The sequence below is a fragment of the Pseudonocardia wallangbongensis genome, from assembly GCF_054486945.1.
The window spans coordinates 619,714-633,693 of sequence record NZ_JBRERS010000003.1; the positions used below are offsets into that span (position 1 = coordinate 619,714).

The 13,980-nt window shown below is 74.6% G+C and carries 13 protein-coding genes; 5 read left to right on the top strand and 8 right to left on the bottom strand.

Features of this window, described 5'->3' with window-relative positions; genetic code table 11:
* The first annotated feature begins 6 nt into the window (after window positions 1-6).
* Together ACU436_RS14195 and ACU436_RS14200 are read left to right on the top strand one after the other, a co-directional pair.
* On the top strand, window positions 7-336 hold the full coding sequence (locus ACU436_RS14195) for a YciI family protein (RefSeq protein WP_459025325.1): 330 nt from the start codon (window positions 7-9) through the stop codon (window positions 334-336).
* Window positions 333-1,568: an RNA polymerase sigma factor gene (locus ACU436_RS14200; protein ID WP_459025327.1), complete on the top strand. Its 1,236-nt coding sequence runs from the start codon at window positions 333-335 to the stop codon at window positions 1,566-1,568. The genes ACU436_RS14195 and ACU436_RS14200 overlap by 4 nt, the downstream gene beginning before the upstream one ends.
* 165 nt (window positions 1,569-1,733) lie before the next feature.
* Here ACU436_RS14200 and ACU436_RS14205 read toward each other — a convergent pair whose 3' ends face one another.
* From ACU436_RS14205 to ACU436_RS14235, 7 genes are all read right to left on the bottom strand, one after another.
* Window positions 1,734-2,507, bottom strand: a complete 774-nt coding sequence (locus tag ACU436_RS14205; protein ID WP_459025329.1) for an SWIM zinc finger family protein — start codon at window positions 2,505-2,507, stop codon at window positions 1,734-1,736.
* Between the two features lie 37 nt (window positions 2,508-2,544).
* Window positions 2,545-5,310 (bottom strand): DEAD/DEAH box helicase, encoded by a 2,766-nt coding sequence (locus ACU436_RS14210; RefSeq protein ID WP_459025331.1) that lies wholly within the window; start codon window positions 5,308-5,310, stop codon window positions 2,545-2,547.
* A complete protein-coding gene (locus ACU436_RS14215) occupies window positions 5,307-7,592 on the bottom strand; it encodes an ATP-binding cassette domain-containing protein (protein ID WP_459025332.1) in 2,286 nt (761 codons plus the stop codon). Before ACU436_RS14215 ends, ACU436_RS14210 begins: the two co-directional genes overlap by 4 nt.
* A 47-nt stretch (window positions 7,593-7,639) precedes the next feature.
* Complete coding sequence (locus ACU436_RS14220; RefSeq protein WP_459025333.1) at window positions 7,640-8,089, bottom strand: nitroreductase/quinone reductase family protein; 450 nt, start codon at window positions 8,087-8,089, stop codon at window positions 7,640-7,642.
* The gene (locus tag ACU436_RS14225) at window positions 8,086-8,895 is read right to left on the bottom strand and encodes an ABC transporter permease (RefSeq protein ID WP_459025335.1); all 810 of its coding nucleotides are present in this window, start codon (window positions 8,893-8,895) and stop codon (window positions 8,086-8,088) included. The genes ACU436_RS14220 and ACU436_RS14225 overlap by 4 nt, the downstream gene beginning before the upstream one ends.
* Entirely contained in the window at window positions 8,892-9,860 is a 969-nt protein-coding gene (locus ACU436_RS14230) for an ATP-binding cassette domain-containing protein (RefSeq protein WP_459025337.1), read from the bottom strand. Before ACU436_RS14230 ends, ACU436_RS14225 begins: the two co-directional genes overlap by 4 nt.
* A 95-nt stretch (window positions 9,861-9,955) precedes the next feature.
* Window positions 9,956-10,558: a PadR family transcriptional regulator gene (locus ACU436_RS14235; RefSeq protein ID WP_459025339.1), complete on the bottom strand. Its 603-nt coding sequence runs from the start codon at window positions 10,556-10,558 to the stop codon at window positions 9,956-9,958.
* A gap of 118 nt (window positions 10,559-10,676) precedes the next feature.
* On the opposite strand from ACU436_RS14235, the gene ACU436_RS14240 reads away from it, so the two are divergent.
* A complete protein-coding gene (locus ACU436_RS14240) occupies window positions 10,677-11,294 on the top strand; it encodes a DUF4232 domain-containing protein (protein WP_459025341.1) in 618 nt (205 codons plus the stop codon).
* On the opposite strand, the gene ACU436_RS14245 is transcribed toward ACU436_RS14240, so the two are convergent.
* On the bottom strand, window positions 11,284-12,165 hold the full coding sequence (locus ACU436_RS14245) for a TIGR03564 family F420-dependent LLM class oxidoreductase (RefSeq protein ID WP_459025343.1): 882 nt from the start codon (window positions 12,163-12,165) through the stop codon (window positions 11,284-11,286). The two genes, ACU436_RS14240 and ACU436_RS14245, sit on opposite strands and share 11 nt — an antisense overlap.
* Before the next feature lie 95 nt (window positions 12,166-12,260).
* Between ACU436_RS14245 and ACU436_RS14250 the strand changes: the two genes are divergently transcribed.
* Both ACU436_RS14250 and ACU436_RS14255 read left to right on the top strand, forming a co-directional pair.
* Complete coding sequence (locus ACU436_RS14250; protein WP_459025345.1) at window positions 12,261-13,124, top strand: LysR family transcriptional regulator; 864 nt, start codon at window positions 12,261-12,263, stop codon at window positions 13,122-13,124.
* A gap of 18 nt (window positions 13,125-13,142) precedes the next feature.
* The gene (locus ACU436_RS14255; RefSeq protein WP_459025347.1) at window positions 13,143-13,967 is read left to right on the top strand and encodes an alpha/beta fold hydrolase; all 825 of its coding nucleotides are present in this window, start codon (window positions 13,143-13,145) and stop codon (window positions 13,965-13,967) included.
* The last annotated feature ends 13 nt before the right edge of the window (window positions 13,968-13,980 follow it).

Genomic DNA, 13,980 nt, shown 5'->3' on the forward strand with positions numbered 1-13,980 from the left:
CGAACGATGCCTCAGTACGCGGTCCTGATCTATGAGAAGGAGCTTCCCGGCGGCGTGGCCGACATCCCGCCCGAGGTCATGGAGGCGAACATCGGTGCGGGGGAGAAGATCGCCGCGATGGGCGTGCGGGTCGTCCACGAGCAGGGCCTGAAACCGGCGGCGGCCGCGCGGACGATCCACAAGGACGGCCTCGTCACCGACGGCCCGTTCCTGGAGACCAAGGAGGTGCTGGCCGGCTTCTTCGTGGTGGAGGCCCCCGACCTCGACACCGCGCTCGCGGTGGGCAAGCTCCTCCCGATCATGGACGGTGCGGTCGAGGTGCGTCCCCTCCTGTGACCCCGGAAGCCGTCCGGCACGCCGTCGCGGACGCGCACCGCCGTGAGTGGGCCGCCGTGCTCGCCGCGACGGTGCGCGTCACCCGGGACCTGGACCTGGCCGAGGAGTGCGTCCAGGACGCCTACGCGGCCGCGCTCGAGTCCTGGACGGGCGGCGTGCCGGACCGCCCGGGTGCCTGGCTCACCACCGCGGCCCGGCACAACGCGCTCGATGCCGTCCGGCGGGCGCGGACACGGCAGGCGAAGCTGCACCTGCTGGTGGAACCGCCGGTTCTGCCCGCGGTGGCCGACGACCGGCTGCGCCTGGTGTTCCTGTGCTGTCATCCGGCGCTGGCGCTGGAGGCCCAGGTCGCGCTCACGCTCCGGCTGGTCTGCGGCGTGCCGACCCCGGACGTCGCGCAGGCCTTCCTGGTGCCGGAGGCGACGATGGCGGCGCGGATCACCCGGGCGAAGAAGAAGATCGCGGCGAGCCGGATCCCGTTCCGCATGCCCGCGCCGGATGAGCTGCCGGTCCGGGTGGACGCGGTCCTGACCGCCATCCACCTGCTCTTCACCACCGGGCACACGGCCCCGGCCGGTCCCGCGCTCACCCGGGACGAGCTCGCCGAGCGCGCACTCGACCTGGCCCGCATGCTCCGCGCGCTCCTGCCGCGGCAACGCGAGGTGAGCGGGCTGCTCGCGCTGCTCCTGGCCAACCACGCCCGCCGGACGACCCGGACGGGCGCGGGCGGGCGGCTGCTGCGCCTGGAGGAGCAGGACCGGTCGGCGTGGGACCGGGAGGTCGTCGCCGAGGCGGACGCGCTGGTCGTACGCGCGCTGCGGGGCGGCGACCCGGGCCGGTTCGCCCTGCAGGCCGCGATCGCGACCCTCCATGCGGTGGCCCCGACCTACGAGGACACCGACTGGCCACAGATCCTCGTGCTCTACGACGAGCTGCTGCGCCGCTGGCCGTCACCGGTGGTGGCCCTGAACCGGGCCGTGGCGGTGGCGATGGTCCACGGGCCCGCCGCCGGGCTGGTCGAGATCGAGGCGCTCGAAGGGGACCCCCGGCTGACCGGGTACCGCTACCTCCCCGCGGCCAAGGCCGACCTGCTGCGCCGGCTCGATCGGGCCGCCGACGCCGCCGCGGCGTACGAGCGGGCGATCGCGCTGACGGCCAACGAGACCGAGCGCGCGTACCTGATCGGCCGCCTGTCGGAGCTCCCGAGCAACGGCGCGTTCGTCGCCTGGTGATCGATCCGAGATGCTGGAAACTGCCCTTACGAGGGCGTTCAGCGTGCTCTCGCAGCGATTAAGGTCGCATGATCGGTCCGAACTACGGGGGAATGTCCTGCGCGGGGCGCTGAGCGCCGTCTCGCAGTGATCATGCCCCCGAGTTCATGATCAGGTCGACTCCCATCAGGACTCCGTGAGGAGCGCTCGGGCCTGCGCGGCTGCACCGGCCACGAGGTGCCTCAGCGCATCCGGCGGGAGGCCGGGCGCCCCTGGGAACACCGGGTCCGGAGCCCGTGGCGGTGGCGGGAGCGGGGCGGGCAGGGCGGCCGGAGCGGTCGCGTACGCCGCCGCGGCCGGCACCGGGTGGTCCACCTCCCGCCCGGACCCGGCCGGCTCGGCAGCGGCCACCGGCTCCCGGCCCAGCACGTCGAGCAGCTCGTCGGCGCCGCGCCCGCGCAGCAGGAGCAGCACGAACGGGTCGTCGTCGAGCAGCCAGGCCACCTGGTAGCAGAGCCCGGCCGCGTGCGGGCACGGGTCGCCGATGTCGGGGCAGTCGCAGTCGGACTCGAGGTCGCCGATCGTCGGGAGGAGGGCGACGTCCGCGGCGTCGGCCGACCGCACGAGCGACCGCGGCACCTCGCGGTCGAGCAGCGCCGCGAGGTGGCCTGCCTCCGCCCGCACCTGGTCGAGGAACCGGTCCCACTCCGCGTCGGTGAGCTCGGAGAGGTGGACGACGACGTCGTAGATCCCGTCCGGGTCCTCGACGGTGGCGGCGATCCGGCCGGGTGCCACGGTGATCGGCCCGATCCGCCCGCTGCCCGCGAACCGCCGCCCGGCCCGCAGCAGCGTGGCGTCGAGGGCGGCGTCCTCCATCGCGGCGACGAACGCACGCGCCCACCAGGACCGGCCGCGCCGGCCCGGGCGGGGCGGGAAGGCGGCGAACCCCCGTGCTCTCATGATCGCGCCTCCGCGGGAAGGAGCACGTCGGCGGTGGTCATGCCTCACCCCGCAGCGCGACGAGGTCGGCCAGCTCGGCGTCGGTGAGCTCGGTGATCGCGGCCTCGCCGCCGGCGAGCACGGCGTCGGCGAGCGCGCGTTTCGCGTCCAGCAGTGCGGCGATGCGGTCCTCCACGGTGCCCTCGCTGATCAGCCGGTGCACCTGCACCGGCCGGGTCTGGCCGATCCGGTACGCCCGGTCGGTGGCCTGCTCCTCGACGGCCGGGTTCCACCAGCGGTCGAAGTGCACGACGTGGTCGGCGCGCGTCAGGTTGAGCCCGGTGCCCGCCGCGCGCAGCGACAGCAGGAACACCGCCGCGCCGCCGTCCTGGAACCGGTCGACCATCGCCTCCCGCTCCGGCACCGGGGTGCCCCCGTGCAGGAACTGGACGGGGATGCCCCGTGCCCGCAGGTGCTTCTCGAGCAGCCGCCCCATCGCCACGTACTGCGTGAACACGAGCGCCGCGCCGTCCTCGGCGAGGATCGTGTCGAGCAGCTCGTCGAGCAGCTCCAGCTTCCCGGACCGGCCGGTGAGCACCGGGTCGGGCTCCTTCGCGTAGAGGGCAGGGTGGTCGCAGATCTGCTTGAGCGCGGTGAGGAGCGCGAGGACGAGCCCGCGCCGGGCCATGCCGTCGGCGCCGGCGATCCGGGCCATCGTCTCGGCCACCACCGCCTCGTAGAGCCCCGCCTGCTCGCGGGTGAGGCCGACGGGACGGTCGGTCTCGGTCTTGCGCGGCAGCTCCGGTGCGATGCCCGGATCCGACTTGCGCCGGCGCAGCAGGAACGGGGCGACCAACCGGCCGAACCGCTCGGCGACGGCCCGGTCCTCGGCGATCGGGTCCGCCCACCGGGCCCGGAACTCGGCGAGGGTGCCGAGCAGGCCCGGCGTGGTCCAGTCGAGGATCGACCAGAGCTCCACCAGGTCGTTCTCCACCGGCGTGCCGGTGAGCGCCACCCGTGCCGCCGACGGGATGCGCCGCAGCGCGATCGCGGTGCCCGACGCGGGGTTCTTCACGTGCTGCGCCTCGTCGGCGACCACGAGCCCCCACCGGTGGCCGGCGAGGGCGTCGGCGTCCCGGCGCATGGTGGCGTAGGTGGTGAGGACGAACCCGGTGTGCCCGGGCAGGGCGCGGCCGCTGCCGTGGTAGCGGTGCACGGGCACCCCCGGCGCGAACCGCGTGATCTCCCGCTCCCAGTTGCCGAGCAGCGACGCCGGGCAGACCACGAGCGTGGGCCCGCTGTTCTCCCCGGCGAGCCCCCGCCTTGCTTCGCTGCGGCGGTCGCTCCCCGGAAGTGCGTTTGGGAGCGCATCGCGGTGCAGGTGCAGGGCGATCACGGTGATCGTCTTGCCCAGGCCCATGTCGTCGGCGAGGCAGGCGCCGAGGCCGAGTGACGTCATGCGGTCCAGCCAGCCCAGGCCGCGCCGCTGGTAGTCGCGCAGCGTGGCGGCGAGCCCGTCCGGCGGGGCGAGCGGCGCGGGCGGGGCGGCGATGCGCTCCTTCAGCCGCTGCAGCCACCCCGTCGTGACCACCGGGACCGGCGCGCCGCGATCGTCCACCTGGCCGGTGAGCGCCGCACCCAGCGCCGCGACCGGGCCGACCGGGCCGAGCGTGCGGTCGGTGGCCCGTGCCTTCGCGACGGGGTCCAGGAGCACCCACTCGTCGCGCAGCCGCACGACGGGCCGGTGGCTCGCGGACAGCTCGGCCATCTCCTCGGCGGTGAGGGGGTCGCCGCGCAGGGCGAGCTCCCAGTCGAGGTGCAGCGGCTCCCCGGCGGCCGTGAACCCCGCCGGACCGCTCCCGCGCCCGGCGACGACCCGGGCCGAGAGCTCCGGCCGCAGCTCCCGCGGCCAGTGCACGGCGATCCCCGCCGCGGCGAGCCGCGCGGCACCGTCGCCGAGCAGGTCGGTGACGTCCCCGTCGTCCAGGTCGAGGACGTCGGGCACCGACTGCCCGAGCAACTGCCGCACGGGATCCCAGAACCGCGCGGCGCGCCGGACGGCGAGCAGCGCGTCGAGCCGGGAGCGGGGGCCGAAACCGACCGCCGCCCCGCTCCACACGGCGGCGAGGTCGGCCACCCGCGTGGGGTCGTCGAGCGCGTGCAGCTGGACGACGACCCGGAACCGGGTGGCGCCCGGATCCGCCTCGACCCGCAGGGACAGCCGCACGCCGGCGTCGACGCCCGCGGCGACCTCGTCGGCCCAGTCCCGCAGCTGTCCGCAGGCCTGCGGCTCCGGCGCGGCGTAGAGCGACGTCCCGGCGACCGCCACCGCGTCGGGTGAGCGGGGCAGCACGTCCGCGACCGCGTCGAGGAACGCCCGCACCAGTGGTGCCGCTGCCGGCAACTCGGGCGGTTCCGTCCCGGGCCCGGGCACCGACCGCGCCGTGGGCGGCATCGCCGCGGCGAGGGCGTGCAACCGGTCGGCGTCCTCGGCGTCGAGCGGGCCGGCGCGCCACGCGTCGAACCCGGCCGGGCTGACGCCGGGCAGGATCCGGCCCCTGGCCACGAGGTGCACCCCGAACCGGGCCGCGGAGGCCCAGAACTGCAACGCCGCCGGATCATCCGGGGTGCCGGGCCGGAGCAGCCGAGGCAACGCCTCCTCGAGCGGGACCCGGCGCACCGGGACGGTCTTGGCGCCGTTCCCGGGCGGTGGCACCAGGTCGGACGTGCCGGGCGTGCCGAGTCCGGGCAACAGCTCGCCCGCCAGCACGAGCAGCCCGGACCGCGGCGGGTCGGCGGGGGTGAAGGCGGCGAGCTCGCTCACCGGACCGCCGTGGTGGCGACGTGGCGCCGGAGGTGCTCGCCGGTGAACGAGCCCGTCGCCCGGGCGAGCGCCCGCGGTGGTCCCTCGAACAGAACTGCGCCGCCCGCGTCACCGCCGTCCGGGCCGAGGTCGATCACCCAGTCCGCGTGCGCGATCACGTCCAGGTTGTGCTCGACGACGATCACCGAGCTGCCCCCGTCGACGAGCCGGTCGAGCAGGGCGAGCAGGTGCCCGCAGTCGGACATGTGCAGGCCCGTCGTGGGCTCGTCCAGCACGTAGACGTTCCCCTCCTCGTGCAGCTTGCCCGCCAGCTTGAGCCGCTGGCACTCGCCGCCGGACAGCGTGGAGAGCGGCTGGCCGAGCGTCAGGTAGCCGAGCCCGACGTCCACGACGGCCTGCAGCCGGCGCCGGATGTCGCGCGCGGTGAAGAACTCGCAGGCCTGCTCCGCCGTCATGTCCAGGGCGTCCGAGATCGACCGCCCGTCGACGGTGAGCGCGAGCACCTCCTCGGTGTAGCGGCGGCCGCGGCAGTCGGTGCAGGTGGAGCGCACACCGTCGAGGAAGGCGAGGTCGGTGTACAGCACGCCGAGCCCGTTGCACGTCGGGCAGGCACCCTCCGAGTTGAAGCTGAAGAGTGCCGGCTTCACCCCGGTGGCCTTCGCGTACAGCTTCCGGATCGGGTCCATCACGCCGGTCCACGTCGCGGGCGTGGAGCGGATCGACGTGGCCACCGCGCTCTGGTCCACCACGATCGCGCCCGGGTGCTGCGGGACCAGCACCTCGCGCACCAGGGTGCTCTTGCCCGACCCGGCGACGCCGGTGAGGGCCACGAGCACCCCGAGCGGGACGTCGAGGTCGAACCCGCGCAGATTGTTGGCCGTGGCCTTCGCCAGGTGCAGGTGGCCGGTGGGCGTGCGGGGTTCCTCCCGCAGCGTGATCGGCCGGTGCAGGAACTCGCCGGTGAGCGTGCCGGAGGTGGCGAGCCCGGCGACGTCGCCCTCGTAGACGACCCGGCCGCCCTCGGTGCCGGCTCGCGGGCCGAGCTCCACCACGTGGTCGGCCGCGGTGATCACGTCGCTGTCGTGCTCGACGACCAGCACCGTGTTGCCCTTCTTCCGCAGCCGGTGGAGCAGCGCGTTCATCCGCCCCACGTCGCGCGGGTGGAGGCCGATCGTCGGCTCGTCGAACACGTACATGACGTCCACCAGCGATGAGCCGAGGTGGCGCACCATCTTGATCCGTTGCGACTCGCCGCCGGACAGCGTGGACGTCTCGCGGTCCAGCGTGAGGTAGCCCAGGCCCATGTCGATCAGGGCGCCGACGCGCTCCGTGGCCTCGTGCACCAGGGGCGCGACATCCGGATCGGACAGGGTGGGCAGCAGCGCGTGCACGGCGTGCAGGTCCATCGCCGTGACCTCGGGCAGCGGGTGCCCGCCGACGGTGGCGGTGCGCGCCGCCGCGTTCAGCCGCGCGCCGCCGCAGTCGGGGCAGCGCACCGACGTGGTGTAGCGCGCGACGGTCTCCCGCTTGCGCTCCGAGCTGCCCGAGTCGGCGTCGGCCTGGATGAAGAGGCGATTGAACTTCGCCTCGACGCCCTCGAAGTCCATGTTGACGGCCTTGCGGCCCGGTCCCTCGAGCGCCACCTTCTCGTCCGAGCCCCACAGCAGCAGCCGCCACTCGGCGTCGGTGTAGTCGCGCAGCGGCCGGTCGTTGTCGAACTTCCCGGACTGCGCGTAGATGTGCCAGTACCAGGAGTCGACGGCGAAGTCGCGGTGCAGGATCGCGCCCTCGTTGAGCGACCGGTCCAGGTCGAAGAACACCCGGTGGTCCAGCTGCACCCTCCGCCCGATGCCCCGGCACCCCGGGCACATTCCTTGCGGCTCGTTGAACGAGAACGCGTAGGCGTACCCGACGTGCGGGCTGCTGCGGCGCGACCACAGCAGCCGCAGGAACGAGTTGATGTCGGTGACCGTGCCCAGCGTCGAGCGTGCGCCGCCACCGAGGCGCTTCTGGTCGACGACGATCGCCGTCGAGAGCCCCTCGATCAGGTCGGCGTCGGGCTGACCGAGCTTGGGCAGGAAGCCGCGGACGAACGCCGAGAACGTCTCGTTCAGCTGCCGCTGCGCCTCCGCGGCGATCGTGTCGAACACCAGCGACGACTTCCCCGAACCGGAGACCCCGACGAACGCGGTGATCCGGCGCTTCGGGACCCGGACGGACACGTCGCGCAGGTTGTTCTCGCGCGCGCCGGTGACGGCGATGAACTCGGGGACGAACTCCATGCAGTCCTCTCCACGCGGGTGAACGGACGGTTCCTGTCCGGTTCCGGTCACGCGGCCTCGATGCGGAACACCCCGCACCGGCCCGCGACCGCCTCGAACGCCTCCGGGGTGACGGCCTCGACCACGCCCGCGTCCGCCATGATCTTCGCGCCGTCCGCGATGCGCACCGGCCACAGCCGCAGCACGGGCAGGGCCTCCTGGGCGTCCAGCTCGACGAGCCGGACCTGCTCGTGCCGCTTCCCCGTGGTGAGGGTCGCACGGCCGGCGGCGGACCGGACGTTGCGGGCCCAGTCGGCGCCGGGGAAGCCCTCCAGCAGGAAACGCTGCCCCTCGTGCTCCAGGACGGAGAGCGGCGTGCTGCGCGGCTTGCCGCTCCTGCGGCCGGGGACGGTGAGGACCGGGAGCTCCTTCATCCCCAGGCCGGTGCGTTGCACCGCCATCAGCACCTTGTTCAGCGGCTTCAGCCAGCGGGGCGGTGTGGGCTTCTGGGTGGTCAACGGCTCATCTCCCGGTATCGGTGGACGGAGAGCGGCCCGAAGACCGCGATGATGACGAGCGGCCAGGCGACGGCCATGAGGACGGGGTGCTGGGCGACCCACGACTCGCCACCCCAGCCGGGGTTGCCGAACAGGTCCCGGGCGGCCGCCGCGGTGGCGGTGAGCGGGTTCCACTCGGCGACGGTCGACACCACGTCGGGCATGGCGGCCGGGGCGACGAAGACCCCCGACAGGAACGCCACCGGGAACTCCAGCGCCTGGGCCGCCGTGACCGGCCCGGTGCCGCGGGCGAGCAGGCCCAGGTAGATGCCCACCCACAGCAGTGCGAACCGCAGCAGCAGGAGCAGCCCGACGGCGGCGGCGACCTCGAGCGGTCCGGCGCTCCACCGCCAGCCGATCGCGAGCCCGGCGAGCACGAGCACGACCAGGCCGAGCGCCGAGATCGCCAGGTCGGCGGCCGCCCTCCCGACGAGCACGGCCGAGTGGGCCATCGGCATCGAACGGAAGCGGTCGGTGATGCCACGCTGCGCGTCGGTGACGACCGCGACCATCGTGGAGCCGATCCCGGACAGCATCGTCATGGTCAACATGCCCGGGAGCAGCAGCTGCCGGTAGTCGCCTCCCGGCACCACCATCATGCCGCCGAGCAGGTAGACGAAGATCAGCAGGATGAGGATCGGGAACCCGATCGTCAGGACGACCTGCTCCGGCTGGCGTCCGAGGTGGGCCAGGTAGCGGCGGGTGAGCGTGGCGGCATCGGCGAGCGCCCAGCGCAGCCGCGAGCCAGGTGCGGGTAGAACGGTCACGCCGCCACCTCCGTGGCCGTCGTCAGATGCAGGAACACCTCGTCGAGCGTCGGACGGCGCACGGTGAGGTCCTCCGCGTCGATCCCGTCGTTGCGCAGGCCGTGCACCACCGCCGTGAGCGCCTCCATCCGGTCGCTGACCGGGGCGGTGATCCGGTGTGTGGCGTTCTCGACATCGGGGGCGGTGCCGGCGACCCGTTCCACGAGCGCGGCCGCGCGCGGCACGTCGGCCGCGTGCCGCACCACGAGGTCGACCCGGTCGCCGCCGATCCGCGACCGCAGCCCGTCGGGCGTGCCCTCGGCGACCACGCGGCCACCTGCGCCCTTCGGCGCGGCCAGCACCGAGATCCGGTCGGCGAGCTGGTCGGCCTCGTCCAGGTACTGCGTGGTGAGCAGTACCGTGGTGCCCCCCGCGACGAGAGCGCGTACGGCGTCCCACACCTCCGCGCGGCCGCGGGGGTCCAGGCCGGTGGTGGGCTCGTCGAGGAACAGCACCGCGGGCGCGAGGATCATGCTCACGGCGAGGTCGAGCCGCCGCCGCATGCCACCGGAGTACGCCCCGACCGACCGGCCCGCGGCCTCGGCGAGGCCGAAGCGCGTGAGCAGCTCGTCGGCCCGCCGGTGCGCGTCGGCGCGCGAGAGGTGGAAGAGCCGGCCGAACATCACGAGGTTGCGGCGGCCGTCGAGGATCTCGTCGACCGCGGCGTACTGGCCGACCAGGCCGATCCGGCGGCGCACGTCCGCGGCCCGGGTGGCCACGTCGAAGCCGTCGATGGCGGCGCGCCCGGCGTCGGGGCGCAGCAGGGTGGTGAGGATTCGGACGGCGGTGGTCTTGCCGGCCCCGTTGGGGCCGAGCAGCCCGTGCACCGTGCCCGGTGGCACGGACAGGTCGAACCCGTCGAGCGCCGGAGTGTCGGAGCCCGGGTAGCGCTTGCGGAGCGCCTCGGCGCTCACAGCGGCGACCATGTTCCTCCTGATACTCAAGTTTGAACCCCCGACCGTCGAGGATGCCCGGCGGGAAGGGGGTATGCAAACTTGAATCGTCCGGAACCGGACGCGCGTTACTCGTCCCGGGGCGGATAGGGCGGGAACCTCAGCGACTCCCAGCTACCCGGCTTGCCCGGCGACCGCGGCTCGCCCGCCATCGGGTACGCGCCCGCCTCGAGGCGCGCGATCAGGCCGCGCGTCCAGTCGGCACCGCCCGCCGCCTGGCTCTCCCAGAGGCCGAACAGCTCACGCACGTGCGGCGGCTCCACGAGCGCGTCGATCTGCGCCTGCGCCTTGTCGCGCTGCGCCTCCAGGGCCTCGAGCCGCTGCTCCAGCAGGGCCATCGCCTCGTCGCGGGGGAGCGAGGGCAGCATGGCGAGCGCCGCACCCAGGAAGTCGGGGCGCGGCTGCGGGCGGCGCAGGGCATCCCGCAGGAGCTTCATGTACTCGGCGTCGCCGCGCTCGGTGATCTCGTACTCGGTGCGGCCCGCGATCTCGTTGTGATCGCGAAGGAGCCCGCGCTCGGTGAGCGCGTGCAGCGCGTGGTAGATCGAACCCCACTTCACGTTCGCCCACTCGTCGGCGCCCCACGACAGCAGGTCGTTGCCGATCCGGTAGCCGTGGGCACGCCCGTATCCGCGAACGATCCCCAGCACCAGCAAGCGCGTCGCCGACATCGACGCAGAGCGTAACGCGGCCACCCGATCGGTTGTACGGCGCAACGCGTCGTCCCACTGCGCGTCTGAGCAGGTGGAGCGGCGCTGGGGAGTGCCGCGGAGGATCGGGGGAGTCCACATGATCCGGATCAGGGTCGGGGCGACGGCGATCGTCGCAGGGGTGTTGCTCGGTGCCACGGCGTGCGCGGGAGCTCCGCGGGCCACGCCGCAGGTGCCCGCCTCCCCGCCCACCACCGCGAGTGCCGGGAGCGCGATGACACCGGCCGCCGCCGCCACGCGCGCGATCGAGCCGGCCGAGCAGGCGGACGGGGCAGACCTGGCCCGCTGCACCACCGGGGAGCTCTCGGTCTCGCTCGGCGAGGGTGGGGCCGCCGCCGGGTCGGTGTACCGCGCGCTGGTCTTCACCAACGCCGGCTCCCGCACCTGCGAGCTGCGCGGATTCCCGGGCGTCTCCTACGTCGCGGGCGACGACGGCCACCAGGTCGGACCCGCGGCGGCCATGTCGGGGGAGCGCGGCGGCCAGGTGCCCATCCCGCCCGGCGGCACGGCGCAGGCGCAGCTCCAGCTCGCCAACGTGCAGAACTTCGACCCCGCCGACTGCCACCCCGTGCCGGTCCGCGGCCTGCGGGTCTACCCGCCCGGCGACACGGCGTCCTTGTTCGTCCAGACGGACGGAACGGGCTGCAGCACGACGCCCCCGGGAAACCAGCTGGCGATCCAGACGATCACGCCGTAGCCGAGGCCAGCTCCCCGAAGAACTCGATCGTGCGGGCCTGCTCCGCAGGCGGGCCCACCGGGCAGAGCTGCAGCTCCGTGGCGCCCGCGTCGGCGAAGCGCCGCACCGCCTTCTCCAGGTCCGCCTCGGTCCCCGCGAGGATCGTGTCCTCCGGACCCGCCAGACCGGCCTGGTCGAGCGAGTGGCGGTAGCTCGGCAGCCCGCCGGCCAGGCCGAACGCCTCGGCGACGTGGGCGCGCGCGGCGTCGGCGTCGTCGGTGAGCGTCGCGATCACGCCGACGACGACCTGCGGGTCCGGCCGGCCCGCCGCGGCCGTCCGCACCGCCGGTACCACGTGCTCGGCCACGCCGCGGGCGTCCGTCCACGTGGTGATCACGCCCGCGGCCCTCTCGCCGGCGAGCCGCAGCAGGCGCGGGCCGTGGGCGGCGAGCAGCAGCGGCGGTGCGGGCGCACCGGGTGCGCTCAGCCCGCCTTCCGCGGTGACCGCTTCGCCGCGCAGGGCGCGGGAGAGGACGTCCGCGTACTCCTCGACGTGCCGGCCCGGGCGGTGCCAACGCTGCCCGTACCGGCCCTCGACGATCGGTTGGTGGCTCGGTCCGATCCCCAGCGTGAGGCGGCCCCGTACCGCGGCCTGCGCGGTGAGGGCCTCGGCGGCGAGCGTGAGCGGGTGCCGCGACCACGTCACGACGACGGCCGTCCCCAGCCCGATGCGCGGCGCGCGGTCACCGACGGCGGCGATCACGGCCAGCGGGTCCCAGCCGAGCCGCTGGCCGAACCACGCTCGGGCGAAACCCCGGCGTTCCGCGTCCACCACGGCATCGATCACGGCCGGCAGCGGCCTCTCGTCGTCGATCCACATCCCGATCTGCATGCCACCAGTCCAGCCACTGCCCGGTCGCCGATCAACGAGCATTCGCCCCGCGCAGCGATAAGGACACGTGATGGATCCGGTGGTAGAGAAGGGACGTGGAGGTTCGCCAGCTGCGCTACTTCGTGGCCGTCGCCGAGGAGCTGCACTTCGGGCGGGCCGCCGAGCGCCTGCACGTCGCACAACCCGCGGTGAGCCAGCAGGTCGGCCGGCTCGAGCGGGAGCTGGGCGTACGGCTGCTGGAGCGCACCTCCCGGCGGGTCGTGCTCACCAGCGACGGCAACCGGCTGCTCGACGAGGCGCGGGCCGCGCTGGCCGCGGTGGATCGCGTACGCGCGGTCGCCGCCGAGCTGTCGGCCGGGCGCGCGGCCGTCCTGCGTGTCGGCACCACCCCCGGCGTCGGCGCGCGGCTCTCCCGAGCCGCGGCGAAGTGGCGGGCGGCCGTCCCCGATCTCACGCTCGCACTGGTCGACGGCACGGTCGCCGAGCACGTCGCGGGGCTGCGCGCGGGCGAGCTGAACATCGCACTGGTGCGCGGGATGGTGGCCGCTCGGGACCTGCAGGCGGTGGAGGTGTGGCGAGAGCCCCTGCAGGTGCTGCTCCCGGCCGCCCATCCTGCGGCCGCGGGTCCCGCGGTCCCGGTGGCGGCGCTCGCCGAGCTCACCCTCCGCCTGCCCGACCGCGCAAGCGACCCGGCGCTGCACGACGCGCTCCTCGCGGCCTGCACCGCCGCCGGCATCGTCGCGAGCACCGGCCGCCCGGTGCGGTCCCTCGAGGACGCCGCGGTGGAGATCGCCATGAGCAGCCAGGACGCCACGGTGGTCTGCGGCTGCGAGGGTGAGCCGGTGCCCGGGGTCGTCGTCCGGCCACTGACCCCGCCGATGGAGGTGCCCGGGGTGCTGCTCACACCGCCGGCCGCCGGCCCCGCCTGCCTGGAAACACTCGTCAGCGCGCTCTCATGACCGCGCTACGGTGACCGGATGGTGATCACCCGGGACCTGCGGCTGGCGGACGGGCGCGACCTGCGGATCCACGACACCGGTGGCGGTGGCACCACACTCGTCTGGCAGCACGGCACACCGCAGACCGGCGCCCTGTACGAGCCGCTGCTCGCGCTGGCCCGGGAGCGCGGGATCCGACTCGTGTCCTACGCCCGCCCCGGCTACGGCGGATCCACAGTGGCGCCGGGCCGGGCGGTCGGGTCCGCAGGCGCCGACCTCGCGGAGGTGGCCGACGCGCTCCGCCTCGACCGGTTCGCCGTGATGGGCTCGTCCAGCGGCGGTTCGCACGCGCTCGCCTGCGCCGCCGTGCTGCCCGACCGCGTGACCGGCGCGGCCTGCTTCGCCGCGATCGCCCCGTTCACCGCCGACGACGGCTGGTTCGCGGGCATGGCGGACGACAGCGCGCTCCGCGCCGCCCTCGGCGGGCGTGCGGCCCGCATGCGGCACGCCGAGCAGAGCGAGTTCGACCCCGCGACCTTCACCGCCGCCGACTTCGAGGCCCTGTCCGGTACCTGGGAGCTGATGGGCGTCGACGCCGGTACCGCCGACCGCGCCGGCCCCGACGGCCAGGTGGACGACGACGTCGCGCTCGTCACCCCCTGGGCCGCGGACCTCGCCGCGGTGAAGGCTCCGGTGCTGCTCGTGCAGGGCGAGCAGGACCGGGTGGCGCCCCGCGCACACGCCGAACGGATCGCCCACGCGCTCGGGCAGTCCGAGATCTGGTTCCGGCCCGACGACGGGCACATCTCCGTGCTCGACGCCTGCCCCCAGGCCATGGACTGGCTCCTGCAGGTGGCCCGCTGAGGCGCGGGCCGAG